Raw genomic sequence first — 25,505 nt, 5'->3', positions numbered from 1 at the left:
GTTGGTTGAGGACCTAGCGCCGCGCCAGCGCCGCCAAGGCGGGACCATCGACGCGCATGGCCGACCAGTCCGTCATCATTTGCGCGCCAAGGCTTTCGTAAAAGCCGATGGCGGGGCTGTTCCAATCCAGCACATTCCATTCCAGCCTTGCGCAATCGCGCTGCTCGGCGACGGTCGCCAAATGGCGCAGCAACGCGAGACCCAAACCATGGCCGCGCGCGCTTGGGCGCACATATAAATCCTCGAGGTGGATTCCCGCTTTGCCTTCAAAGGTCGAGAAATTGTGGAAGAACAAGGCAAAGCCTTGTGCCTGTCCGTTCACTTCACCGATCACCACTTCGGCATAAGGGCGTGGGCCGAACAGGTTATGGTCCAAATCAGCATCGGAAAAGCGCACCGCATGGGCCAGCTTTTCATATTCGGCCAATTCGCGAATGAAGTTGGCGATCAGCGGCAAATCATCGCGGTGGGCGGGGCGCAGTGACACGCTCATCCGGTCAGCCCCTTCCACCCTATGGCCCTTCCACCCTATGGGACGCATCACCGTTCAGGCGGCCTTGCCATGTTTGGTGTCCATGCTGATGGCTGTGCCCGCATCAATTTCGGCGGCTTTGGATTCGACCAGCTTGACGATATGGGCAATCATATCATCGTCCTGCACATGATGGTCGGTGACGCCGGACAAATAGACCATATGCTTGCCATTGCCGCCGCCGGTAATGCCAATGTCGGTTTCGCGCGCTTCGCCGGGGCCATTGACCACGCATCCCAGCACCGACAGTGACATAGGGGTTTTGATATGTTGCAGCGCGTCTTCCAAGGCTTGCACCGTGCGGATGACGTCAAAGCCTTGGCGGGCGCAGCTGGGGCAGGACACAACGCGGACACCGCGCGTGCGTAGGCCAAGCGATTTTAGGATTTCATAGCCAACACGAATTTCTTCTTCTGGTTCCGCCGACAGGCTGACACGAATGGTGTCGCCCACGCCGCCCCACAGCATATTGCCAATGCCCAGCGCGGATTTCACTGTGCCGCCAATCAAGCCGCCCGCTTCGGTGATGCCCAAATGCAGCGGGCAATCCACCGCTTCCGCCAATTGCATATAAGAAGCGACAGCCAAGAACACGTCGCTGGCCTTTACGGCGACCTTATATTCATGAAAATCATGGTCTTGCAGCAGCTTGATATGGTCCAGCGCGCTTTCCACCAAGGCATCGGGGCACGGCTCGCCATATTTTTCCAGCAGGTCGGATTCCAAGCTGCCTGCATTCACGCCGATGCGAATGGCACAGCCATTGGCTTTGGCGGCGCGCACGACTTCGGCCACGCGCTGCGATGACCCGATATTGCCGGGGTTGATGCGCAAACAGGCGGCACCTGCGTCTGCGGCTTCGAGGGCGCGTTTATAGTGAAAATGAATATCGGCGATGATTGGGATATTCGATGCCTTCACAATCGCGCCCAAGGCGGCGGTGGAATCGGTGTCGGGGCAGGAAACCCGAATCAAATCGGCCCCCGCATCTTCGCATCGGCGGATTTGGTTGATGGTGGCGTTTACGTCGCTGGTCAGCGTGTTCGTCATGGTTTGCACGCTGATCGGTGCGCCGCCACCCACGGGGACATTGCCAACCATGATCTGGCGACATTCGCGCCGCGCAATATCACGCCAAGGACGCAGGCTGGGGTTGTGATCGCTCATATTTGCTCAACTCGGTGATGCAGAAGGGGAGGTATGTCGCCGCCTTATGTAGCAATGCCCCCATGAAATGGCAAAGGGCGTGGACGTTAGTTGACGCGGATAGGGTGGAATATGTCGAATTTGCGGGTTAAGAAACGCCCAAATTATCCCTAGTGCCGCAACCGCCATATGACGCGATAAAAGTGGTGCAAGAATGAGGTGAAGGCATGATGGCGGGCAAAAATATATCACTCCCAGTGGCAGCGAAATTGCTGCTGGCCATGGCGGTGGGTCTGTCTGCTGCGCCGTCGGCGTCCGCACAGACGGATGCCCCTGGCGATATCAGCGTGACGGGCGGGGCCGTGCTGGTCAGCGATTATCGCTATCGTGGATTGTCGCAAACCGGCGGCGATATCGCCTTTCAGCCCCAAATCACTGTCCAACATTATAGCGGCATCTATGCGGGGGCTTGGGCCAGTAACATCAAAGATACGGCGATTCTGGGGGGCTTGGAAACGCAATTATATGGCGGCTATGCCCGCGAAATTGCATCGGGAACGACCTTGGATGTCGGCCTGACCTATTATCTATATCCCGATGGAAAACAGGCGATGGGCAATAGCGATTATGCCGAATTGAACAGCCAGATCGGCTATTTGATTGGGCCGGTCGAGGCCAAGGCATCGCTGGATTATGCGTGGAACCAGTCGGCGTTGGGATCCGACAATCTTTATGCGTCCTTTGCTGTGTCGGCGGGCATCCCCAATACGCCCGTGACCATCAAGGCACAGACGGGCTATACGGACGGCGCCTTGGCCCGTTTTGGTCCCAAGGATCATGTTTGGGATTGGTCGTTGGGGGCATCGGCCAATATTGGGCCAGTCACCGCAGGGCTGAGCTATGTGGACACCAATGTCCGCACTACGGGCGTGAAGGCGCTGGACAAATATTATGATGGGCAGATCATCTTGTCGCTTGGATTATTTTTCTGACCGTACAAGGCCAGTATAGCGATGCTGCGGCTGATGGGTTTGCAGCATCGCCAGCAGCACCGCATTGTTGTATATTTATCGCAGCGCAATGTTCCAAATTCGGAACCGCACTTTTTTAAATTGTGCGCTGCAATAATTTTGGACAAGATGAACGGGCAGGCAAGGATTCAGCCCAACAAGAGGCTGGCCGGTTTGCAGCAGGCAGGGACGATCCACTTTTTGATTAAAAGGATCATCCATGAAAAAAATTGCACATGCAGCCTTGGCTGTTTTCGCGGCCGTCGCCGCTTTTCCGGTCGCCGCCTTGGCCCAAGATGGTGCAGGGGCTGACGATAGTGACGGCATCACCATTTCGGGCAGCGCCACGGTGGTCAGCGATTACCGCTTTCGCGGATTTTCACAAAGCAATGAAAAGGCCGCAATTCAGGGTGGCTTGACGGTCAGCCACGACAGCGGATTATATATCGGTACATGGGGCAGCAGCATTGGATTTGCCAATGGCACCGAAATTGACGTCTTTGCTGGCTATGCCCGCGAAGTGACGTCGGGCTTGACCGCTGATATTGGCCTGACCAGCTATTTCTATCCTGGTGGTGGTTCGGGCACCAATATTCTGGAACCCTATTTCTCTTTGTCGGGGGATGTTGGCCCTGCGTCGGTAAAGGCTGGTGTGGCATGGGCTCCCAGCGGCCAGACGGCACTGGGCGATTATAGCGCGGTTTATGTCTATAGCGATGTGGGTGTGGGCATCACCAACACGCCGCTGACGCTGAAAGGCCATGTTGGCTATTCCAAGAGCGACAGCGCCTTGGGCGGCTTGGACGGCGATGTTTTGGATTATTCCGTTGGGGTCGATTTCAGCTATAAAATGCTGACCTTGGGCGTTTCTTATGTGAACACCGATGCGCCGCGAGCCTTTGGGTTTAAGGAAGGCGTTGGCGCGGATGGCGCCGTGCTTTTTTCCTTGGGTGCGTCATTTTAACGGGGGAAGTAACCGACAAGTCGGGGGGGCAGGTCTGGTTACGGCCTGCCCAATTGACCCTAGGGTCCGGACCTATGTATTTCGGCGTCCCGTAGGGATTTGACCGATAGGCCCCATGGCTTCGTCGAAAATCCTTGAAATATTATCATATTCCTTCGTCTTTCCTCCTCGCCCTGCGGCATATCGCCTCAAACCTCGATCGCGAAATACATAGGTCCTGACCCTAGCTGATGATGCTGCCCGTCAGGCTGGGCAGGGACCAGCGCGGTTCCACCGCGCGGTTGGCGTCCAAAATATGATCGGCCATGCGTTCGCCAATGGCGGGGGCCAGACCAAATGCGCGCCCCGCACCCCCACTCAGCATCCAGACGCGATTGTGATTGGGGAAGCGATCCATCAACAAATCCCCGCTGTTGGTGCGGCAATCATGGGCGGCTTGGCTGTTGACGACCGGAGCATTGGCCAGCCGTGGCAGGCGCGCCGCCAGCCATTGGCGACAGGCGGCCAAAGCGCGGTCGTCGCTGCGGCGGTCGAAACTGTCGGGGTCGATGCTGGCATCCGGGCGGTGGCTCCACACCCTGACCCCGCGACCTTCGAGGTCGGGCAATGCGGTAAAGCCGAAATGCCGGTCAACCACGGCGGGCATGGCGGGCATGCGATATTGCACATCGCCTTGGCCCGCACCGAAATGAAAGAGCTGATGCCGCACGGCGGATAATTTGGCGGGGGTGATGAGTTGGGGGAAAACCTCGGTCAACCAAGCGCCGCAAGCATAGAGTAAATGCGTAGCGGTGCCGCCATCCGGCAAAGTATAGCGCTGCTGGCGCTTGTCCTGCAGCGGGGCAGGCATCACAATGTCTTCCACGCTCAGCCGCGCGTCGGCCAAGGTTTCCAATATCGCACGGCGTCCCGCAATCATCCCGCCGCCGCTGTTGGCAATGGCATATTCGCCGTCCTGCCACAGCATTTGCGGATAGGAACGGCGCAGCATGTCCGCCGACTGGGCGGACGAATTGGCTGCGGCTGCGATGGTGGCGGCTTCGCTGGCCCCAAGGCCGGTCAGCACGCTGCAGGGCGTCACAATCGGCAGGCTGGCGCTGTTGGACAGATTTTGCCACCCATCCAAGGCGCGTTGGGCCATGCTGGCATAAAGCGCGTCGCCGCCTTGTGTCGGGTCCAAGAACATGGTCTGCAAATTGGATGCGGCACGGCCATTGCCCGCGCCATAAGCATCAAATATCCGCACATTCTGCCCGCGCCGCACCAAATGCCACGCCGTCCACGCACCCAAGGCACCGGCACCAATAATCGCCACATCGACATGGGTATCGGGGGATTTGGCGTCCCTGCGCTTGCGCGATTCGCGTTTTTTGCTGCTGGTTGCGGCCCAAAGGGGGGATGCCGCATGGGCGGCGGCGGTGATGCCCAGCGCGCTGAGGCCGGTCATCCATTGGCGGCGGTCAAGGGTCAACGGCCATCCCCCTGTTTATACAGGCGTGCGCCATTGACCCATGTTTCCAACGGCTTGATCGAATAAATGTCCGATGGATTGGCCATGAAGGGGTCGATGTCGATCAGCAGAAAATCGGCGCGCTTGCCGACCGTCAAGCTGCCCAGCCGATCTTCGGCAAATGCAGCATAAGCGGCGCTGCGGGTGAAGCCGTCCAGCGCCGTTTCGCGGTCCACCACTTCTTGGGGTTGCCAGCCGCCAAAGGGCTGACCATCGGCGTCGGTGCGCGACATGGCGGCGGCTAGGCCCGCGAAGGGATTGGGGCTTTCGACCGGCGTGTCCGACCCAAAGGCCAAGCGCGCGCCCGCTTGTTTCAAGCTGTTCCATGCATAGGCCCCCGCCACGCGCACTGGCCCAAGGCGCAGGTCGGCCATTTGGCGGTCGCTGGGTTGGTGGATGGGCTGCATCGACGCGATAATGTTCAATTGGCCAAAGCGCGCGATTTCGCTGGGGTCGATGACCTGTGCATGTTCAATGCGCCAGCGGCGTTCACCGGGCAAATCGCCATTCAAATCGGCAATCGCGCCCATCGCTTCGCTGTTCGCGGCATCGCCAATGGCGTGAATCGCCACTTGGAATTTGTCCATGGATGCGCGGACCATTTTGTTGCGGAGTTGCGCGGGGCTGAGTAGTGCCAAGCCTTTGTTATTCGCCGCATTGGCGGGCAAGTCGGAATAGGCTTGCTTCATCCATGCACCGCGTGACCCCAAGGCCCCGTCCAGCATCAATTTGACGCCGACCATCCGCAGACGGTCATCATAAAGCCATGGCGTGGGGCCGGGGCCGCCGATGATCGCCATATTGTCGACGTCGCCGGCATAGCTGATGATCCGCATTGCCAGTTGCCCACGGTCCCCAGCGCGGCGATAGGCCTGCCATTCTTCGATGGTGGTTCCCATATCGGTTAAGGTGGTGATGCCTTGCGCCAGCAAATGGCGCTGGGCCAGCAAAAAGGCGCGGTCCAAGTCGCGGGCTAGCGGGCGGGGTTTGGCCCGTTCAACCAGCGCCATGGCGCTGTCGACAAACACACCGCTGGGCTGGCCACCGGCCATTTCTATACGTCCGCCAGCGGGCGACTGGCTGGTTGCTGTCACCCCTGCGGCGCGCATGGCGGCGCTGTTGGCCCAGCCCGCATGACCGTCCACCCGCGCCAACCAGACGGGGCGGTCGGGCACCGCGGCGTCCAAATCATTGGCTGTGGGAAAACGGCCCAAACCCCATTTTTCTTGATTCCAGCCGCGGCCGACAATCCACGGCATTTCCGGATTTTCGGCGGCATAGGCGCGGATGGCGGCCTGTGCCTCGGCCAAGGATTTTGTCTCGCTAAGGTCCAGCAGCATGAGTTGAAAGCCCAGCCCCATCATATGGCCATGGCTGTCAATAAGGCCGGGGATCATCGTGCGGCCCTTGCCATCTTCGCGGTAATCAGGGCGTTCGGGACGCTTGTCGCCGCGTTCCAGCACTTGTTTGACATGACCGTCCTTGCCGATCAGCAGACCGGTAAAACGGAGCATTTTGCCATGATCGTCCAGCGTGATGCCGTTCACATTGTCAATCAATGTGTCGGCACGGGCGGCGGGGGCGATGGTCACGGATAGTGCAGCCACCATCCCCGTCCAGCCGAGGGCAGAGCGGTTCTGCCCGCGACGTGAAAAGCTCATCGACCCAGCCTTTCGATCAGGGCAGAGGTGTCGGAACGGCCGTGTCCCATCGCCTGCGCCTCTGCATAAAATTGGTCCACCAAGGCGGTAACGGGCAAACTGGCCCCATTGTTGCGTGCCTCGTCCAGTGCCAGCCCCAAATCTTTGCGCATCCAGTCAATGGCAAAGCCGAAATCAAAGCGCCCTTCGGCCATGCTGTGCCAGCGATTGAGCATTTGCCAACTGGACGCTGCGCCGCCGGAGACAGCATCAAACACTTTACCGCTGTCAAGATTGGCGGCTTCGGCAAATTTTACGGCTTCGGACAGGCCTTGTAACACGCCGGCAATGGCAATTTGGTTGACCATTTTGGCGGTCTGGCCCGCACCCGCTTCGCCAATATGCACCATGCGCGCGGCATAGGCCTGCATGATGGGTTCCGCCGCCTGAAAGGCCGCAACATCGCCGCCGCACATGATCGACAAGGCGCCATTTTCCGCGCCCGCTTGCCCGCCTGATACGGGGGCGTCCAGTGCCAATATGCCGCGCTGGGCCGCGTCCAGTGCCAATTGCCGTGCGATTTTGGCGGAAACCGTGGTGTGGTCAATGAACAAAGCGCCAGATTTCATATGGTGAAAGGCCCCGTCGGGACCAATGGTGACGGCGGCCAGATCATCGTCATTGCCAACACAGCTAATCACGACATCCGCGCCGTCGCCTGCCTCGGCGGGACTAAAAATCTGCCGCCCGCCATGGCCGGCGACCCATGCGGCGGCCTTTTCGGGGGAGCGGTTATAGACGAACAATTTGTGCCCAGCTTGGGCCAAATGACGGGCCATCGGGGCGCCCATGACGCCCATTCCGATGAAGCTAATGTGGTAAGGATGATCACGCATAGATTAAATCATAAGCATTGTTTTCACATGACGCCAGATAGGCTAGGGCGCTTGTTCATATGACAGATCAACAAAATACGCCCGCGGCCGCATTGCCGGCCATCACCTTGACCGACGTTCAGGCTGCTGCTGAGCGAATTCAGGGCGCGGTGGTGCGCACGCCGACCTTGCACAGCAAGACCCTATCGCAATTGGTGGGCGCGGATGTTTGGATTAAGTTTGAAAATCATCAATTTACGGCGGCTTATAAAGAACGGGGCGCGCTGAACGCGCTGTTGTTGCTGGACGATGATGCCAAAAAGCGCGGCGTGATTGCGGCGTCGGCGGGCAATCATGCACAGGGCTTGGCCTATCATGGCAAGCGTTTGGGTGTGCCTGTCACCATCGTCATGCCGAAAACCACGCCGCAGGTGAAGGTTACGCAAACCGCCGGACATGGCGCGCAAATTGTGTTGTTTGGCGAAAAATTCGACGATGCACAGGCCCATGCGCTGGAATTGGCCGAAAAGCGCAATTTGGTATTTGTCCACCCCTTTGACCATCCGCATGTGGCGGCGGGGCAGGGCACGGTGGCCTTGGAAATGTTGGAAGATGTGCCGGAAATCGACACGCTGATCGTTCCAATTGGCGGCGGCGGCTTGTTGAGCGGTATGGGCACAGCGGCGCGCGGCGTGAAAAACGACATTCGCTTGGTGGGTGTGCAAGCGGAATTATACCCCAGCATGTATGCCGAATTGAACGGCGTCGATATGGCGTGCGAGGGCGATACATTGGCCGAAGGGATCGCGGTGAAGCAGCCGGGCGAATATACCCGCCGACTGGTGCGTGATTTGCAGGATGATATTGTTCTGGTCGCCGAACGCCATTTGGAACGCGCCGTCAGCCTGTTGCTGCAAATTGAAAAAACGGTGGTCGAAGGGGCAGGTGCTGCGGGTTTGGCAGCTTTGCTAGCCCATCCGGAACAATTTTCGGGCCGCAAAATTGGTTTGGTTCTGACGGGCGGCAATATTGACACCCGTTTGCTGGCCAATGTGTTGCTGCGCGATTTGGCGCGGTCAGGCCGCATTGCGCGCCTGCGTATTCGTTTGCAGGACCGCCCCGGCGCTTTGTTCAAAGTGATGGAAGTGTTTAACGCGCATCAGGTGAATATCATCGAAATTTACCATCAGCGCATTTTCACCACCTTGCCCGCCAAGGGGCTGATCACAGACATTGAATGCGAAGCGCGCGACCGTGAACATTTGGATGCGCTGGTGCAGTCGCTGCGGGACAATGGCTATATGGTCACGGCGGTGGAACTGGCCTGACCTTTGAGGCGACAACACTGCTCTCGGGGTGTTTTTTGGGGGGGATGAAAGGAAGCGCAAAGATGACGGTCTTTACGCAGAAATTTGTCGCGGTGCCGGACAGCATTGACGAATTGGGTCATGTGAACAATGCCGTTTGGGTTCAGTGGATTCAGAAAATATCGACCGACCATTGGGATGCCGTGGCCCCCAATGCGCATAAGGCCGCGCATATTTGGGTCGTGGTGCGGCATGAAATTGATTATTTGCGCGCCTTGGGACCCGATGCATCGGTGACGGGCCGGACGTGGGTGTCTCTGACACCCAGCGGCGCAAAGTCGGACCGCTTTGTCGAATTTGTCGATGCCGATGGCCGTATTCATGTGCGCGCCAAAACCAGTTGGGCCTTGCTGGACAAAAATAGCGGCCGTCCCTTGCGGGTGACGGAGGCGATTTTGGCACCATTTGCACAGCCCTTTATGGGCGATATTCCATCCAATCCGTCCGCCTGAAAGCGTTGTGGTGCGGCGAGAACGGTTACCGAAAGACAATATGATATGACGGAAAATCCCATGCAATGGCGGGCGATGCGCCCAGATGATGTGGATAGTGTCGATGCGATTGCGGCGGTGGTCCATGTGAATTTCCCCGAACCCAAAGCTGTGTTCGCCAATCGGCAGGCGCAATATCCCGATGGGTGCATGATCTTGGAACAAGCGGGCGATGATGGCCCGCGCGCGCTGGGTTATATGATCGCGCATCCTTGGCCGATGGAGTGCGAACCGCCCGCTTTGGGCGCTTTGGTGGACCAAATGCCAGACAGCGACGCGCTTTATTTGCATGATGTGGCGATTTTGGCTGATGCGCGCGGCAGCGGAGCAGGCGGGGCGGCATTGCGCCATTTGATGGATTTGGCACGGCGCGGCGGTTTTTCCCGCATTTGGTTGACGGCGGTGGACGGCGCAGACCGTTATTGGGCGCAAAAAGCGTTTCACCGCGTGGGGGATGATGCGCCATATGGCGAAGGCACCATGGTGATGGAATATATTTTGGGGGATATGTGACACAGGCTTTAACCATTCGTCCTGCCCGCGGCGATGATGCGGCAGCGATTTGGTCCATCATTGGTCCGACCATTTCGGCCGGCGAAACCTATGCGCTGGACCGGGACATGGGCCACGATGCCGCCTTGGCCTATTGGATGGGCGATGACCGCGAAACCTTTGTCGCCGAATATGATGGGGCTATTTTGGGGACCTATTATATTCGGGCCAATCAAGGGGGCGGCGGACGCCATGTTTGCAATTGCGGATATATGACGGCGGCCCATGCCACGGGCAAAGGCGTGGCGCGGCAAATGTGCGCCCATTCGCTGGACCATGCGCGCACACGCGGATTTCGCGCCATGCAATTTAACTTTGTGATCAGCACCAACGAACGCGCTATCGCCCTGTGGCAGGGGATGGGTTTCGAGATTATGGGCCGGATGCCTGCGGCCTTTGACCATCCCAGCCATGGCCCTGTGGACGCCTTGCTGCTGTATCAAACGCTGTGACCCATTGCCCATAAGCACATGCTATGGTAATGGCCGCTTCGATGACCAAGCAAGCTTTGCCTGTCCAGACCATTTCGGGGTCTACATTATATTGGCGCTCCTTTAGATAGGAGCGGCTTGGCCAGTATTTATGCCCATCGCCGCCATGACTGGAAGGCGATCGGATATATATAAACCCATCATCACTTTTCTGTCATGCGCGGCCTTTATTGAAAGATGCGATGATGAAAGTGCCTGTAATTTCCCTGACCACGCCAGACGCGCATATTCGGCGTATGACTATGGCCGATGCGGCTGAATTGGCCCAGATTACGGATGCGTCGGTGACCCAGCGTGTCGATTTCTTGCCCGAGACATTTGACCTGGCCGATGCTCAGCGGTTGATCGCCGATATGAATGACCAGCATATATTTCATGCCGTGCGGTGCACCAGCGATGGGGCTTTGGTTGGCGTGATTGGCGTGCATGTTCAAGATGGCGGGGATGGGCCAGCCTTTGAAACCGGATATTGGTTTGCACAAAAAGCGCGGGGACGCGGCCTTGCCGGACGCAGTGTGTCAGCGGTGGTGCGCCATTTGGTCGGGGCCGCCGCCGGATGTGCGGTGGTGGCCGAATGTGCGCCCGCCAACACACGGTCATGGGCCTTGCTTCGACGCATTGGTTTTGCGCCCATGGGCTTGGATGGCCGCCGTGCGGGACGCCGTTTGTTGATGTGGTCCGCCAATGCAAGTCAGCGTATTGATGTATGCTGATGCCATGACCGCGCCCCATCACCACTAAATGGCAAGGGGCGCGGCGGCAGATAGGCTTTTGCTTTCGGTTTAAGGTTTAAGATTTGGCCGGCGATGGGGCTGTATTTTTGGGCGTCAATTTCCACAATTTGCCGTCTTTGCCGTCGCTCAGTAACCAGACGCTGCCATCATCGCGCACTTCAACCTCGCGGATGCGCATACCCAAATCCCAACGGTCGGCCTTGCTGAGTTGGTCGCCGTTGATCGCCATGCGGACGAGCCCCTGACCGGATAAGGCCCCCATCAACAGGCTGCCGTGCCAGTTCGGATAGAGATTGCCGCCATAATAGGCCAAGCCACCAGGCGACACAGCGGGGTTCCACCAGAGTTTCGGCGCGGCAAAGTCGGGGCGGGTGGCATGGTCGGGGATGTTGGGGCCATCATAATGATCGCCGTTGGACACAATCGGCCAGCCATGATTGGCGCGGGGGGTAACCAAATTCACCTCATCCCCATGCTTTGGGCCCATTTCTTGGTTCCATAGCTGGCCATTGGCGTCAAAGGTCAGGCCCAAAATATTGCGGTGGCCCAGCGACCAGATGAGCGCAGAGACATCGCCTTGGTCCGTATAAGGATTGTCGGCGGGCACCGACCCATCGGGGTATAGGCGCAGGATTTTTCCCAACTGGCTGTTCAAATCTTGGGCAGGTTCCATTTTCTGGCGATCACCCGAACCGATGAACAAATATTTCCCGTCGGGGGAAAAGGCCAAACGATGGCTGAAATGGCCGCCGCCGCTGACCTTGGGTGTTTGCCGCCAGATGATGTCCAGATTTTCAAGGGCGGGCCTGTCGCCCAGCACCAATTTGGCCTTGGCTACGACGGCCCCTGCGACATCAGCCCCGCCGGATTCATTGTCGCCTGCTTCCGCCCAGCTAAGGTAAATGGTGCCGGTGGCGGCGAAATCGGGTGCCAAAATGACATCGCCCAAACCGCCTTGGCCCGCATATTTGACGGCTGGAACGCCTTGGACCGTCTGAACGGGGCCACCATCTTGCCACAATTTCAATTGGCCGCTTTTTTCGGTGATCAGCGCATAAGGCGTAGCGGGCAGAAAGACCATCGCCCATGGTTCATTCAGCGATGCTATTTCGGTTAAGGTGAAGGGCGCATCGGCCAGCGGCGCGGCGGGATGTTCGCCTTTATGGTCCCACGGGCTCGGGCCGGCTTGGACAGGCGCGGCGGAACAGGCCGAAAATAGCATGGCAAGGGAAAGGATGGGGGCAAGGGCGCGCAGGGTTTGAGCCGGGGTCATACAGGGCCTTTTCAACATCGGAATTGAGGGCGATTTGGCGCATGACTTTGTCTGTTTGGTCACATTCTGTCGACCCCTGCCCAGAACAAGGCACAGATCAGGATTGACAGAAGTGACCGCATGATGGCGCCAAGCCATACGTTAATGCTGGGACAGTGCGTTCCCGCTGGGTCAATGGGTTAACGGGGCAGATTATCCGCTTCGCGCCGCGCGGTGATGGTTTCTACGCTGTCCATAATGGCGTCCAGCGCCTCGGTCGCGGGAATGGACTCGGCGCGGGTTTGTTTAAACTCGCCCCGTTCCATGATTTGCTCCAACGCCGTGCGCGCTCGTGATACACGGCTTTTCATGGTGCCCAACGCGCAATTGCAGATAATCGCGGCGTCATCATAGGACATGCCCCCTGCGCCAACGAGAATCAGCGCCTCGCGCTGGTCCTGTGGCAATTCCATCAGGGCGCGCTGCAAATCGGCCATTTCGCTGGTCCCTTCTTGGGAAGCGGGCGATGATAAGGTGCGCTCCACCGATGCTTCATCATATTCGCCGCGAAACTTGTTACGCCGCATTTGGGACAGGAATGTGTTGCGTAAAATGACAAAGGTCCATGCCTTGATCGAGGTGCCGCGTTCGAAGCGATCACGAGATGCCCATGCTTTCACCATCGTGTCTTGTGTCAGATCATCCGCCAAATCAGGATTTCCCGACAAGCTGCGGCCATAAGCGCGCAGATGCGGAATGACGCTGCCCAGCAAATGCCGGAATTCATCATCCGACAATTGGGTGTTTTCAGGATCGCCCGTTTGTTCGGCTGTGTCATTTGGCATTAGTTTTCTTAACTTTTCGTTTCGAGTTCGGACAATAAGTCCAGCATGTCTTGCGGCAGCTTTTCAGAAATCACGCGGCCATAGATCAGCTTGAGTTTTTCGCTGACGGGTTCGGGGGATTGCCGCCCCGTCAGGCTGCGATGCCAATGGTCCCCCATTTGCGACGACGGATTAATTTCGCCAAAATTGGCCGACCGACGCGGCGAAAGCGCGCGGTTGGGCTGATTTTGGATCATGCCGTTGTGGATTTGGTCTTGCAGGGATTTCATCTTCATTTCGCTGTCGCCGCACATAGTCATGCCTTCTTCAACGACAAGCGAGGGCGGTGGTTCCCTGCCGCAGTAGCTGTTGCGACCAGTTGCACAGCAGATGGATCATGTTGGGAATAAATTGTTAAATCGCCGCAGGCGCATGGTGGCGCATGGGCAGGCATGCTGATGGCCAACCGCTGTTCCGGTTAATTTGGCTTATCGCTTGCAGTTTCGATGGGCCGCGTTACTTCTACGGTAGGTTGATCGGAAATCTGCAAAGGGTATTTTATCAGCAACGTAACGGGCCAGCCAATGGATAGCCAAGAATTCAAACGCCAATTGGCGGCGATGCTGCCACATTTGCGCGCTTTTGGGCGAAGCCTATGCGGTAATCCCGACATGGCTGACGATTTGGTGCAAGAAACCATGTTGAAAGCATGGAATGCCCGTGAAACCTATATTCCCGGGCCCGCGACCATGAAAAGCTGGGCCTTTGTGATTTTGCGCAATTGCTTTTTATCACAGGTTCGGCGCCGGAAATTCACGGGCGAATATGACGAGCAAGCCGCCGAACGGTTGTTGGTCGCACCGGATGATCAGGATGATAGCTTGCATTTGGGCGATGTGCAGCGGGCCTTGCTGATGCTGCCCATCGACCAGCGCGAGGCGTTGGTGCTGATTGGCGCGGGGCAATTATCCTATGAGGAAGCCGCAGAGATTTGCGATTGCGCCGTGGGAACGATGAAAAGCCGCGTGTCGCGGGCGCGGACAGCATTGCAGGCGATTTTGGAAGGCGGCGCAATGCCGCTACGTAGCGAAGACCAACTGGCGTCAAGCGAAGCCTTTGGTGCCATTATGGACAGTGTGAACGAATTGACCGGCGGCGCGCAAATGGCGCGCAAATAACCTGCATTACATCCCATGAATGGGGTTTCGGGCTGGCTTATGTTTGCGCAGGCCTAGCTCAAGCTGCCAGCAATGTGTCGAAATATAGGCTTTGGCTGATGGCGGCCCGAACGCTATTTTCATGAAAAGGTTTGGCGATCAGAAAAGACGGCTCTGTGCGGCTGCCCGTCAGCAATTGTTCGGGATATGCCGTGATAAAGACAATCGGAACCGGCGCGATCGCCAAAATTTCCTGAACCGCGTCAATACCCGAGGACCCATCGGCCAATTGTATATCAGCCAAGACCAAAGAGGCATCGGACCGGGCAAAGGCGGTGACAGCATCGCTCAATGTGGTTGCGATACCAGACACATGATGGCCCAAGCTGGTCACGATGCGTTCCAATTCCATGGCAATTAATGGTTCGTCTTCGATGATCAACACCGATGTGCGGGATTCCCGATCCACCTCGGCAATAGTTTCGCGCAGCCACATTTCGACATCATCACGCGCGCAGTCCATGATCATCGCCGTTTCGCTTAAGGTAAAACCTTCCAGCGCATTCAACAGCAAAACCTGCCGTCCGGATGATGTTGCGATGGATAAGCGGCGATGCGCATCGCGCACATAGGGGTCTTCTTCCATATCCAGATCGATATCGGGCAAATTGGCGCTGCTCCAAATGCGATGGAAATAGCGATAGAGGCTGACCCGCGTTCCATAATGGCTGGAAAATTCGTTGGGGGCCGCCACAATGGCTTCAAGGGTCATACGCACAATGGCGTCGCCATGGCTTTGGCTGCCGGTCAGCGCCCGCGCATAGCGCCGCAGCAACGGCAAATATTGTCGGATTTGTTCGCTCAAAGACATCTGACCCTCCCGTCCTTGTAGCAACGATTAAACGCGATTTTTTGTTCCGCATTCGCGCCATGTAAAAAAACATTTGTTTTGCGGAAACATCGCGCCGTTTGAAGCGTTAGAGGAACGGCGGCGCGGCACATGTGGGATCACCAAGGGAGCAGCTTGGAGTTTGGTCCTTATAAAAGGGCCACCGCAGTTGATGAATATAGCGAATATAGAAATGCAAAATATTTGAAGTGGAATGATAGGATTTGCTGCTTAATATGACATCAAAATGACCATCATGTTTCGCGCAATTCGGCGCATAGGCAAAGTTTAGCGGCAGGTTGCGACGGAAGGTTGGAGAATTGGTGTTCGGCCATTTTGGACAGGTTGAGGTGAAAAGTGCCGCGCGAGCTGAGGCCTTGCGCGACTATGGCTTTTTGTCCCCATCGTCCGAACCCAGCTATGGGCGGATTACCAGATTGGTCGCTGAAATATTTGACGTTCCCAAAGCCTTTATCTCTTTGATCGATGCAGAATATCAATGGTTTCACGATGAAACCGGCCTAGCATCGCCCGTCGCCGCGCGGGAAGCGGCGATTTGCAACCATATTGTCGAGAGCGATAGCGCCTTGGTCGTGCCGGACATTCGACAGGACCCCCGATTCGCGAGTTTGGCTGGCGATGATCCACAGGCGGTTCGTTTCTATGCGGGTGTTCCGCTGCGCACCAGCGAGGGTATCATTCTTGGCACCTTGTGCATCCTCAGCGCTGAACCGCGGGCTCCGTTGACGGAACGCGAGGTTGACCGGCTGAAAGATTTCGCCGCCATTATCATCAACGAAGCCAATTTGCATCGCATGGCCAGACAGCGCGATGAATCCCGTCTATTCTTGGAACGGGCGGTGGATTTTTCCGAAATGGTGATGTGGCAATTGGACCCTGTCAACGACCGTGCGCTGCTGAGCGGCGCGGTTGAGGAAATATGGGGGGCGGGCGCGGTCGAGGAATTACAGACCAGCGCGGATGTCATCCAGCGTATTCACCCCGAAGACCAAGAAAATGTGCGTGCCGCTTTATTATATGCCACCCAACATAAAACCCCGCTTCAGATCGAGTTTCGGGTGGTCAACCCAGAACGCGGGGTGCGCTGGTTGGCAGCGAAAAGCGACTGGGATGTGCTGAACAACCAAGATTTTTTGATCGGCATCAACGCGGATATCACGGATCAAAAGAATCGGCAGGAACATTCCACTTTATTGATGCGCGAATTGCATCATCGTATGCGCAATTTGTTCGCGACCGTCGGCGCTATCGTATCATTAACCCGCCAGTCTGCGGAAAATATTGATGATTATTATGAACGGATTACACACCGTTTAGAAGCGTTGAACCGGGCCCAAAATGTGTTGTTGAGCGCGAATTTCATGACCGGTTCGATGCATGCTCTTATGCGCGAAGTAGAGGCCGGATTTCCACGCATTAAATGGTCGGGCCTTGATTTGGATTTGCCAGAAAATGCCTTGGTTTCAATGGCGTTGCTGATCAATGAATTGGCGACCAATGCGGTCAAGCATGGCGCCCTTATGTATGACAGCGGGGAGGTGACGGTCCATTGGGGGCATGAAAATGATGCGGATGGTGAGCGAATGTTCCATTTGCGATGGACGGAGAGCGGTTTGGGCAATCCGATCGGTCCACCGGAGCGCACGCGATTTGGAACATTGCTGATGGAGCGCAGCGTCCGCAACAATCTGGGTGGCCGGATTGAACGAAGCTGGGACAGTGGCGGTTTGATTTGCGACGTATATTTGCCAGCCCGTTGGCGGGAAACGGCTTAGGAATGGCCTAGCTCGCAGCATGGTTTTCGGCGCAGAAGCCTGACGATGCGATGAGCCGATTATAAAATATGTTCACTTTTTGTTCGACTTGTGCTGAGGTCATTTCATGGCCCAACAGACGATCTTACAAAAGCTGAAATTGCTTGCCGACGCCGCCAAATATGACGCCAGTTGCTCATCGTCGGGCACATCCAAGCGCAATTCGCTTGCATCGGGCGGTATTGGGTCCACGGAAGGGATGGGCATTTGTCACAGCTATACCCCCGACGGCCGATGTGTGTCTTTGCTGAAGATTTTGCTGACCAATTTTTGTATTTACGACTGCCGCTTTTGTATCAATCGGGCGTCCAGCAATGTGGAACGGGCGCGATTTTCACCCGCTGAAGTTGTTCAAATCACATTGGATTTTTACAAGCGCAATTATATTGAGGGTCTGTTTTTGTCGTCGGGCATCATCAGGTCCGAAGATTATACGATGGAACAAATGATCGCGGTGGCGCGCAGCCTGCGTGAGGATCATGGCTTTCGCGGTTATATTCATTTGAAAACCATTGCTGGGGCTGACCCACAATTGCTGGCGTTGGCGGGCCTTTATGCCGATCGCTTGTCCACCAATGTGGAATTGCCCACCGAACGCGGCTTGCAAAATTTCGCGCCCGAAAAACGGCCAGAAGTGATCCGCAAAACCATGGCGGAAGTGCGCTTGCGCCAAGAGGACGCAAAGGAGGCCCGCAAAGGGCGGTTGCTCACCAAGGCCAAGCCGCCGCGCTTTGCCCCCGCTGGGCAATCAACCCAGATGATCGTCGGCGCGGATGATGCGCGGGACGGTGATATTTTGAAAACATCCAGTCATTTATATTCCGGCTATCGTTTGAAGCGGGTTTATTATTCCGCCTTCAGCCCGATTGCCGATAGCAGTCAGGATCTGCCGTTGGTGCGCCCACCCTTGATGCGCGAACATCGACTCTATCAGGCGGATTGGTTGATGCGCTTTTACGGCTTTGATCAGACCGAGATTATGGAAGGGGCGTCCGACGAGATGCTGGATTTGGCGATTGACCCCAAATTGGCATGGGCGCTGCAACGGCGCGACTTGTTTCCCGTTGATGTGAACCGTGCGCCGAAGGAATTGCTGTTGCGCGTACCGGGCCTTGGCACAAGAGCAGTGGAGCGAATATTGGCGGCGCGGCGCGGAACCCGTTTGCGCTTGGCGGATTTGGCGCGGGTCACGACATCGGTTAAAAAATTGCTGCCCTTTATCGTTGCGGGGGATTGGCGGCCGGGCGGCTTGACGGACAGCGAACATCTGCGCGCCCGCTTTGCTCCGCCGCCCGAGCAATTATCTTTGGCATTATAAGCGGAGGGCAGAGATATGACCGACCTTGAGCCCGCTGCGATGACGGTTGTTCGTTTGGATAAAAAGGGAGATTTTGCCGAGTGGCGGGCGGCAGCGCGGCACCTGTTGGCGCAGCATATTCCCCCGCACCAAGTGGATTGGCGCGGGCCGGATAATGATATGAGCTTGTTCGGTGATCAACTTGGGGCGGCGCCGATAAGGCAGGAGAAAGCGGAAGGGCGCGCGCCCACCATCTCCTTGCCCCGTGAGTTGGTCGATATGGCGGATCATATTATCTGCCACCGCAGCGCCGATGTTCCAGCGCGTCTCTATCGTCTGTTCTGGCGGGTGCAAGCAGACCGATATTTGCTGGGCCGCAAGACGGACGATGATGTCCATTGGGCGCGGAAGATGGTCAAAAACATCAGCCGCGATATTCACAAAATGCACGCCTTTGTGCGCTTTCGCCATTTGGGTGTGGGTGATGATGGGCGGGAAAATTACGCTGCATGGTTTGAACCGGAACATTTGACCTTGCGGTTGGGTGCGCCTTTTTTCCAGCGGCGCTTTTCGGGCATGAATTGGGCCATTATCACGCCGGATGCGCGGGCCATTTGGGACGGGCAACGGCTGGTCATGGGGGAGGGCGGCCAGCGGGACGATGTGCCGGACCATGATGTGGTGGAACAGCAATGGCGCGCTTATTATGGCGCGATATTCAATCCGGCGCGGGTCAAGATCAGTGCCATGCGGTCGGAGATGCCCAAGAAATATTGGCATAATCTGCCAGAGGCACAGGATATCGCATCCTTGTTGGCGGGCGCAGAGCAGCGGGTAGCGATGATGCAGGCCGCCGAACATCAAACGCCGAACAAGCGGACCGAGAAATGGCAGAAAAATGCGCAAGCTGCCTTGGCCGATGTATTGGGCGGGGCGGGGGATGGGCTGGATGCGCCGGAAAATTTAGAGCAATTGGGGCGCAGCTTGGACCAATGCCGACGCTGTTCCTTGCATTGTGCGGCCACACAGGCGGTGCGGGGGGAGGGGCCGGTGGATGCGGCCTTGATGATGGTCGGCGAGCAACCGGGCGATCAGGAAGATTTGGCGGGGCGACCCTTTGTGGGGCCAGCGGGGCAATTGCTGACTGAGATGATGGCCCAAAATGGCCTGACCCGCAGCGATATTTATATGACCAACGCCGTTAAACATTTCAAATTCCAGCCGCGCGGAAAAATGCGTTTGCATCAACGCCCGACGGCGGGGGAAATTGATAAGTGCCGTTGGTGGTTGGATTTGGAACGGCAGATGGTGCGCCCGAAATTCATTATCACATTGGGCGCGACGGCGCTGCGCGGCGTGCTGGGCCCCAAGGGTAAATTGGCGGACCTGCGCGGGCAGGTCATCCCCTTATCCGATGGGGCCGTGCTGTTTCCAACCATTCACCCATCCTATTTGCTTCGCCTGCCGGACAAAGAAAAAGCGGCGGAAGAACGCGCGATGTTCGCCGCTGATTTGCGGCGGGCGGCCCAGCATTTGGCCGCGGCGGGAGTAGGGTGATCATGGCTTGCGGCGTTTGCGATCCCGCCCTGATCGGGACGAAAACAGCGCTGCCGATCTTTTTTGCCCGTCTGTATCGGCAATGGCTGACCAGAATAACGATATTTATCAGCGCAGTTTGCCCGAATTTACCCAGATTTGGGCGGTATAAGGAAAAATTGCGTGCCAAAGGGCTTGCAACTGAGCCGCTAGATGCCGAGTTACACAAGGAATTCAACAATAACAGGAGACTGCCATGACCATTGCTCATCCCCCTTTGCCTTATGCTCAGGACGCCTTGGCCCCGCATATTTCGGCGGAAACGCTGGCGACGCACCACGGCAAGCATCACAAAACCTATGTCGACAAGGCCAATGCCGCCATTGACGGCACCGATCTGGCCGACAAATCGGTAGAAGAACTGATTCGTCACGCGCAAGAAACTGGCAACAAGGGCCTGTTCAACAATGCTGCGCAATCGTGGAACCACGCTTTTTATTGGGAAAGCCTGTCGCCTTCGAAGACCGAGCCCAAGGGCGACCTGTTGGCGGCAATTGAGCGTGATTTCGGTTCGCTCGACGCGCTGAACACCAAGCTGAAGGACGCAGCCGTCAATCACTTCGCATCGGGCTGGGCTTGGTTGGTTTCCAAGGACGGCAAGCTGGAAGTCACCGACAGCCACGACGCTGGCACCGAAGCGGTTGATGGTGGAAAGCCGTTGGTCGTGATCGACGTGTGGGAACATGCTTATTATATCGACCGCAAGAATGTGCGTCCGGACTATGTGAATGCGGTTGTTGACCAACTGTTGAACTGGGATTTCGCAGCCGAAAATTACGCCCGTGATGGCGTTTGGGCTTATCCTGCATAATTTAGCGAAATTTGCTAAACATAAGGGACTGTTGTCCTAGGTTATCGGCGGCGCTTGGGATATAGCGCCGCCATGACGATCAGCCTATTTGACCTGTTTAAAATTGGCGTTGGCCCATCCAGTTCCCACACGGTGGGACCGATGGTGGCAGCGCGGCGTTTCGCTTTGTGGCTGGATGATCAGCATTGGCTGCGCCAGACCCATCATATTGAAATTGACCTTTATGGGTCACTGGCCCTGACTGGCAAAGGCCATGCGGCGGATACCGCGGCCGTGGCCGGATTGGCGGGCGAAATTCCGGCGGAAACCAGCCTGTCCGCGATCCTATCCCATTGGCAGCGCGCCGAGGATGAAGGGCGTCTGACTTTGGCGGGTGGGCAGGATGTGTTGTTTCAGCCCCAACGCGATTTGCATTTTCAAATGCGCCAGCGCCAACCCTTTCACAGCAATGCCCTCAGCTTTACCGCGCGCGGTGATGATGGCGAGATTTTGGCCAAGCGCATGTATTTTTCGGTCGGCGGCGGCTTTGTCGTCGATGAAGATGAGGCTGGGCGCAATAGTTTGGCGGACGCTGGTCGTCCCGTGCCTTATGCTTTTACCAGCGGGAAGGACCTGCTGGCCATGGGGCAGGCGTCGGGCCTGAGCATCGCGCAGATGATGCTGGAAAATGAACTGTCCTTTCAAAGTCTTGATGCGGTGGAGGCGGGGATTGACGCTGTTGCTGCGGCGATGGATGAGAGCATTCAGGCAGGCTGTTCATCCGAGGGGATTTTGCCGGGCGGCTTAAAGGTCAAACGCCGCGCTCCGCAAATTGCGGCGGGCATTCGGGCGCGGCAAGAAAATGACTTGGCCGATCCGATGGTGATGCTGGACTGGATCAACCTATGGGCCATGGCGGTGAATGAGGAAAATGCCGCGGGCGGCCGCGTCGTGACCGCCCCGACCAATGGCGCGGCGGGCATTATTCCGGCTGTGATCCGATATTATCGCCGCTGTTATCGCGGTGATGCGGCGGGGGTGCGCACTTTCTTGCTGACGGCGGCGGCGATTGGCACCTTATATAAACGCAATGCGTCGATTTCGGGCGCAGAAGTGGGCTGCCAAGGCGAAGTGGGCGTGGCCTGTTCCATGGCGGCGGCGGGTTTGACGGCGGCGCTGGGCGGCAGCAATGCCCAGATTGAAAATGCCGCCGAAATTGGCATGGAGCATAATTTGGGCCTGACCTGTGACCCGATCGGCGGTTTGGTGCAAATCCCGTGTATTGAACGCAATGCGATGGGCGCGGTCAAGGCGATTGACGCCAGCCGCATCGCCTTAATTGGCGACGGCGAACATTTTGTCAGTTTGGACAATGTGATCGCGACAATGCTGCAAACGGGCCGCGATATGCGCGATAAATATAAAGAAACATCCAAAGGCGGTTTGGCCGTCAATGTGGTGGAATGTTGAGGGTGAATAAAGATTTTATCCCGTGACGCTTGTGTGTAGAGGCTGGGGTAAGAGTTTTTTTCAACAAGGAAGACGCCCATGAAAACGCGCGCCGCCGTGGCATTTGAAGCCAAAAAGCCATTGGAAATTGTGGAACTGGACTTGGAAGGCCCCAAGGCTGGCGAAGTGTTGGTGGAAATTATGGCCACCGGCATTTGCCACACTGATGCTTATACGCTCGACGGCTTTGACAGCGAGGGCATATTCCCCAGCGTTTTGGGCCATGAAGGCGCGGGCATTGTGCGCGAAGTGGGCGCGGGCGTGACCAGCGTCAAGCCGGGCGACCATGTGATCCCGCTCTACACGCCCGAATGCCGCCAATGCAAAAGCTGCTTGTCGGGCAAAACCAACCTGTGCACCGCCATTCGTGCAACACAGGGCAAGGGCTTGATGCCCGATGGAACGACGCGTTTCAGCTATAAGGGTCAGCCGATTTTCCATTATATGGGCTGCTCGACCTTTTCGAACTTCACGGTTTTGCCCGAAATTGCGGTGGCGAAAATCCGCGAAGACGCGCCATTCCAAACGAGCTGCTATATTGGTTGCGGTGTCACCACGGGTGTTGGCGCGGTGGTTAATACCGCCAAGGTGCAGGCGGGCGAAAATGTTGTTGTCTTTGGTCTGGGCGGTATTGGTCTGAACGTCATTCAAGGCGCGAAGATGGTCGGCGCGGACAAGATTATCGGCATCGACATCAACGGCGACCGCGAAGAATGGGGCCGCAAGTTCGGCATGACCCATTTCGTCAACAGCAAAGGCCTGTCACGCGACGAAACCGTGGCCGAGATCCTGAAGATTACTGATGGCGGCGCGGATTATAGCTTTGACGCGACGGGCAACACCGAAGTGATGCGCACCGCCCTGGAATGTTGCCACCGTGGGTGGGGCGAAAGCATCATCATCGGCGTCGCCGAAGCCGGCAAGGAAATTGCCACCCGCCCGTTCCAACTGGTGACGGGCCGTGTGTGGAAAGGCACAGCCTTTGGCGGGGCCAAGGGCCGCACCGATGTGCCGAAAATTGTCGATTGGTATATGAACGGCAAGATCGAGATTGACCCGATGATTACCCATGTGCTGACCTTGGACGAAATCAACAAGGGTTTTGACCTGATGCATGCGGGCGAAAGCATCCGTAGCGTGGTGGTGTTCTAGGGCATCACCAACCGCATCGGGGACGTTATAATGTGCGGGGCCATGGGATGCCCCGCCAAAATAGAATTTGGGGATATTGATTTTGGCATATGTGCTGACCTTTAGCTGCGTCGATGCGGTGGGTATTGTTTCGGCTGTCACCGGCCTGCTCGCAGAGCGTGACGGCTTTATTTTGGACAGCCAGCAATATGCCGATCTGGACAGCGGTCGTTTCTTTATGCGCGTCGAATTTCGCGGGGCGGGCGACAAATTTCCAGCCGATTTGGCGGGCGTCGAGGCGGCGTTTGCTCCCATCATCGGGCGCTTTGCTATGGACGCACGGATCAGCGATGGCAAAACAAAGCCGCGCTTTGTGATTGCCGTGTCGCAGGGTAGCCATTGCTTGAACGATTTGCTGCACCGCTGGTCGACCGGTAATTTGGCGATTGATATTGTGGGCGTGGTGTCCAACCATGAAACCCAGCGCCGCCTGTCTGAATGGCATGGTGTTCCCTTCCATTATTTGCCGGTGAACAACGACAATCGCGAAGCACAAGAAGCGGCGATTTTGGATTTGATGGCACGGGGCGGCGCGGAATATTTGGTATTGGCGCGTTATATGCAGGTGTTGTCGGCGGACCTGTCGCAACAATTGGCGGGGCGCTGTATTAATATCCATCACAGCTTCTTGCCCGGATTCAAGGGTGCCAAGCCCTATCACCGCGCGCATGAGCGCGGCGTAAAGCTGATCGGTGCCACCGCGCATTTCGTTACCAGCGATCTGGACGAAGGACCGATTATCGAGCAGGCTGTGGACCGTGTGGACCATCGTAGCAGCATCGAGGATTTGATCCGCACGGGCCGCGATATTGAGGCACAGGTTCTGGCCCGCGCGGTGCGCTGGGTTTCGGAACAGCGCGTGCTGATTGATGGCCGCAAGACCGTCGTATTTCGTTAAATTGGGGAATAAACCCCAATATTAGGTGGGAGAAGATCGACAATGTATAGTCATAATATGGTCGGTGCGAATAACATCGACGCGTCGAAGAAATTCTATGACGCGCTATTTACCGCCATTGGCGGCAAGCCAGGTATCGTAGATCCCAAGGGCCGCGTGATTTACATGCACAATGGTGGATTGTTTCTGGTAACCGCCCCCATCGACGGCCAGCCCGCGACGGCTGGCAATGGCTGCACCATCGGTTTTGCCATGGAAAATCCGGAACAGGCGGATGCTTGGCACCGGGCGGGTCTGGAAAATGGCGGCACGGCGATCGAAGATCCGCCGGGCGTGCGCGATGGCGGCGGTATGTCCATGTATTTGGCCTATCTGCGTGATCCCGCTGGCAACAAGCTGTGCGCTTTGCACCGGATGTAAGATATAAGATGATGATGCGCGGTGAGGCTGGGTTGCTGGCGGATTTACACAGCCTGTCCATCCCCTTTACCGCGCATGAGCATGAGGCGGTGTTTACGGTCGCACAAAGCGAATTGGTGAACGCCGACCTTATGGGCGAACATAGCAAAAATCTGTTTTTAAAAGATCAGGTCGGTGCTTTTTGGTTGGTCACGGTGCCCGCCAACAAGCGTGTGGACCTGAAGGCCTTGCCCGCCGCCATGGGCAGCAAGCGAGTCAGCTTTGGCAAAGCGGCGGATATGCACGCTTTGCTTGGCGTAGAGCCGGGGTCCGTCACGCCCTTGGCAGCGATCAATGCAACGGTGGGCCGTATCAACATTGTGCTGGACCAGTCCTTAGCGGTGGCAGATGTGGTGAATGTTCACCCGCTGCGCAACACGGGGACGCTGGCTTTGTCTGGTTCGTCGATCTTGCAATTGCTGCGCCATTGGGGCCATGATCCCCAAATTATCGCCATTCCTGCCGCAGCTTAAGCAGCGGCCATTTCGCCAAAATA

Annotated in this window: 26 protein-coding genes; 17 read left to right on the top strand and 9 right to left on the bottom strand. The window is 57.0% G+C overall.

The features are described 5' to 3' along the window. Positions 1–13 precede the first annotated feature (13 nt). Together LKO31_RS09170 and ispG are read right to left on the bottom strand one after the other, a co-directional pair. On the bottom strand, positions 14–493 hold the full coding sequence (locus tag LKO31_RS09170) for a GNAT family N-acetyltransferase (RefSeq protein WP_227690020.1): 480 nt from the start codon (positions 491–493) through the stop codon (positions 14–16). A 54-nt stretch (positions 494–547) separates the two neighbouring features. Beyond that, positions 548–1,699, bottom strand: a complete 1,152-nt coding sequence (gene ispG, locus LKO31_RS09165) for a flavodoxin-dependent (E)-4-hydroxy-3-methylbut-2-enyl-diphosphate synthase (RefSeq protein WP_227690018.1) — start codon at positions 1,697–1,699, stop codon at positions 548–550. Positions 1,700–1,905: 206 nt separating this feature from the next. Between ispG and LKO31_RS09160 the strand changes: the two genes are divergently transcribed. Continuing rightward, positions 1,906–2,670 carry a TorF family putative porin gene (locus tag LKO31_RS09160; RefSeq protein WP_227690016.1) on the top strand — a complete coding sequence of 255 codons (765 nt, stop codon included), beginning with the start codon at positions 1,906–1,908 and terminating at the stop codon, positions 2,668–2,670. Positions 2,671–2,908: 238 nt separating this feature from the next. Beyond that, positions 2,909–3,652 carry a TorF family putative porin gene (locus LKO31_RS09155; protein ID WP_227690015.1) on the top strand — a complete coding sequence of 248 codons (744 nt, stop codon included), beginning with the start codon at positions 2,909–2,911 and terminating at the stop codon, positions 3,650–3,652. 223 nt (positions 3,653–3,875) lie between these two features. Here LKO31_RS09155 and LKO31_RS09150 read toward each other — a convergent pair whose 3' ends face one another. Genes LKO31_RS09150 through LKO31_RS09140 form a run of 3 tightly spaced genes read right to left on the bottom strand, consistent with a single transcriptional unit; the run spans position 3,876 to position 7,698 of the window. Further along, positions 3,876–5,123 (bottom strand): NAD(P)/FAD-dependent oxidoreductase, encoded by a 1,248-nt coding sequence (locus LKO31_RS09150; protein ID WP_227690013.1) that lies wholly within the window; start codon positions 5,121–5,123, stop codon positions 3,876–3,878. Continuing rightward, entirely contained in the window at positions 5,120–6,823 is a 1,704-nt protein-coding gene (locus tag LKO31_RS09145; protein ID WP_227690011.1) for an amidohydrolase, read from the bottom strand. Before LKO31_RS09145 ends, LKO31_RS09150 begins: the two co-directional genes overlap by 4 nt. Further along, positions 6,820–7,698, bottom strand: coding sequence for an NAD(P)-dependent oxidoreductase (locus LKO31_RS09140; protein ID WP_227690010.1), 879 nt, complete (start codon positions 7,696–7,698; stop codon positions 6,820–6,822). The genes LKO31_RS09145 and LKO31_RS09140 overlap by 4 nt, the downstream gene beginning before the upstream one ends. 59 nt (positions 7,699–7,757) lie before the next feature. Between LKO31_RS09140 and LKO31_RS09135 the strand changes: the two genes are divergently transcribed. The 5 genes from LKO31_RS09135 to LKO31_RS09115 all read left to right on the top strand — a co-directional run bounded on the left by LKO31_RS09135 (position 7,758) and on the right by LKO31_RS09115 (position 11,291). Further along, positions 7,758–9,005 carry a threonine ammonia-lyase gene (locus tag LKO31_RS09135; protein ID WP_227690008.1) on the top strand — a complete coding sequence of 416 codons (1,248 nt, stop codon included), beginning with the start codon at positions 7,758–7,760 and terminating at the stop codon, positions 9,003–9,005. Positions 9,006–9,067: 62 nt separating this feature from the next. Then, positions 9,068–9,496 carry an acyl-CoA thioesterase gene (locus LKO31_RS09130; protein ID WP_227690006.1) on the top strand — a complete coding sequence of 143 codons (429 nt, stop codon included), beginning with the start codon at positions 9,068–9,070 and terminating at the stop codon, positions 9,494–9,496. A 45-nt stretch (positions 9,497–9,541) separates the two neighbouring features. Continuing rightward, positions 9,542–10,048: a GNAT family N-acetyltransferase gene (locus LKO31_RS09125; RefSeq protein WP_227690004.1), complete on the top strand. Its 507-nt coding sequence runs from the start codon at positions 9,542–9,544 to the stop codon at positions 10,046–10,048. Then, positions 10,045–10,539 carry a GNAT family N-acetyltransferase gene (locus tag LKO31_RS09120; protein WP_227690001.1) on the top strand — a complete coding sequence of 165 codons (495 nt, stop codon included), beginning with the start codon at positions 10,045–10,047 and terminating at the stop codon, positions 10,537–10,539. The genes LKO31_RS09125 and LKO31_RS09120 overlap by 4 nt, the downstream gene beginning before the upstream one ends. Before the next feature lie 221 nt (positions 10,540–10,760). After that, on the top strand, positions 10,761–11,291 hold the full coding sequence (locus tag LKO31_RS09115) for a GNAT family N-acetyltransferase (protein WP_227689999.1): 531 nt from the start codon (positions 10,761–10,763) through the stop codon (positions 11,289–11,291). 76 nt (positions 11,292–11,367) lie between these two features. Here the strand turns inward: LKO31_RS09115 and LKO31_RS09110 are convergent, their stop codons facing one another. The 3 genes from LKO31_RS09110 to LKO31_RS09100 all read right to left on the bottom strand — a co-directional run bounded on the left by LKO31_RS09110 (position 11,368) and on the right by LKO31_RS09100 (position 13,684). Further along, entirely contained in the window at positions 11,368–12,585 is a 1,218-nt protein-coding gene (locus LKO31_RS09110; protein ID WP_227689996.1) for a PQQ-dependent sugar dehydrogenase, read from the bottom strand. Positions 12,586–12,764: 179 nt separating this feature from the next. Beyond that, complete coding sequence (locus LKO31_RS09105; RefSeq protein WP_227689994.1) at positions 12,765–13,409, bottom strand: sigma-70 family RNA polymerase sigma factor; 645 nt, start codon at positions 13,407–13,409, stop codon at positions 12,765–12,767. An 8-nt stretch (positions 13,410–13,417) separates the two neighbouring features. Next, a complete protein-coding gene (locus tag LKO31_RS09100; protein ID WP_227689992.1) occupies positions 13,418–13,684 on the bottom strand; it encodes a NepR family anti-sigma factor in 267 nt (88 codons plus the stop codon). A gap of 288 nt (positions 13,685–13,972) precedes the next feature. On the opposite strand from LKO31_RS09100, the gene LKO31_RS09095 reads away from it, so the two are divergent. Continuing rightward, positions 13,973–14,566, top strand: a complete 594-nt coding sequence (locus LKO31_RS09095; protein WP_227689990.1) for a sigma-70 family RNA polymerase sigma factor — start codon at positions 13,973–13,975, stop codon at positions 14,564–14,566. Between the two features lie 58 nt (positions 14,567–14,624). Here LKO31_RS09095 and LKO31_RS09090 read toward each other — a convergent pair whose 3' ends face one another. Further along, positions 14,625–15,416 (bottom strand): response regulator, encoded by a 792-nt coding sequence (locus tag LKO31_RS09090; RefSeq protein WP_227689989.1) that lies wholly within the window; start codon positions 15,414–15,416, stop codon positions 14,625–14,627. A gap of 368 nt (positions 15,417–15,784) precedes the next feature. Between LKO31_RS09090 and LKO31_RS09085 the strand changes: the two genes are divergently transcribed. From LKO31_RS09085 to LKO31_RS09045, 9 genes are all read left to right on the top strand, one after another. Beyond that, complete coding sequence (locus LKO31_RS09085; RefSeq protein WP_227689987.1) at positions 15,785–17,230, top strand: HWE histidine kinase domain-containing protein; 1,446 nt, start codon at positions 15,785–15,787, stop codon at positions 17,228–17,230. A gap of 106 nt (positions 17,231–17,336) precedes the next feature. Then, positions 17,337–18,587 carry a putative DNA modification/repair radical SAM protein gene (locus tag LKO31_RS09080; protein WP_227689985.1) on the top strand — a complete coding sequence of 417 codons (1,251 nt, stop codon included), beginning with the start codon at positions 17,337–17,339 and terminating at the stop codon, positions 18,585–18,587. A gap of 15 nt (positions 18,588–18,602) precedes the next feature. Beyond that, positions 18,603–20,123, top strand: a complete 1,521-nt coding sequence (locus tag LKO31_RS09075) for a UdgX family uracil-DNA binding protein (protein ID WP_227689983.1) — start codon at positions 18,603–18,605, stop codon at positions 20,121–20,123. 235 nt (positions 20,124–20,358) lie between these two features. Then, complete coding sequence (locus LKO31_RS09070) at positions 20,359–20,973, top strand: superoxide dismutase (RefSeq protein ID WP_227689981.1); 615 nt, start codon at positions 20,359–20,361, stop codon at positions 20,971–20,973. Between the two features lie 72 nt (positions 20,974–21,045). After that, entirely contained in the window at positions 21,046–22,422 is a 1,377-nt protein-coding gene (locus LKO31_RS09065) for an L-serine ammonia-lyase (protein ID WP_227689975.1), read from the top strand. Between the two features lie 78 nt (positions 22,423–22,500). After that, complete coding sequence (locus LKO31_RS09060) at positions 22,501–23,613, top strand: S-(hydroxymethyl)glutathione dehydrogenase/class III alcohol dehydrogenase (protein WP_227689973.1); 1,113 nt, start codon at positions 22,501–22,503, stop codon at positions 23,611–23,613. Between the two features lie 91 nt (positions 23,614–23,704). Next, complete coding sequence (purU, locus tag LKO31_RS09055; RefSeq protein ID WP_227690592.1) at positions 23,705–24,550, top strand: formyltetrahydrofolate deformylase; 846 nt, start codon at positions 23,705–23,707, stop codon at positions 24,548–24,550. A gap of 42 nt (positions 24,551–24,592) precedes the next feature. Next, positions 24,593–24,970, top strand: coding sequence for a VOC family protein (locus tag LKO31_RS09050; protein WP_227689971.1), 378 nt, complete (start codon positions 24,593–24,595; stop codon positions 24,968–24,970). 8 nt (positions 24,971–24,978) lie between these two features. Continuing rightward, positions 24,979–25,482: a prolyl-tRNA synthetase associated domain-containing protein gene (locus tag LKO31_RS09045; protein ID WP_320443489.1), complete on the top strand. Its 504-nt coding sequence runs from the start codon at positions 24,979–24,981 to the stop codon at positions 25,480–25,482. Positions 25,483–25,505: the final 23 nt, after the last annotated feature.

Source organism: Sphingopyxis yananensis (assembly GCF_020687785.1).
GTDB lineage: Bacteria > Pseudomonadota > Alphaproteobacteria > Sphingomonadales > Sphingomonadaceae > Sphingopyxis > Sphingopyxis yananensis.
This window is presented reverse-complemented; position numbering and strand designations above follow the sequence as displayed.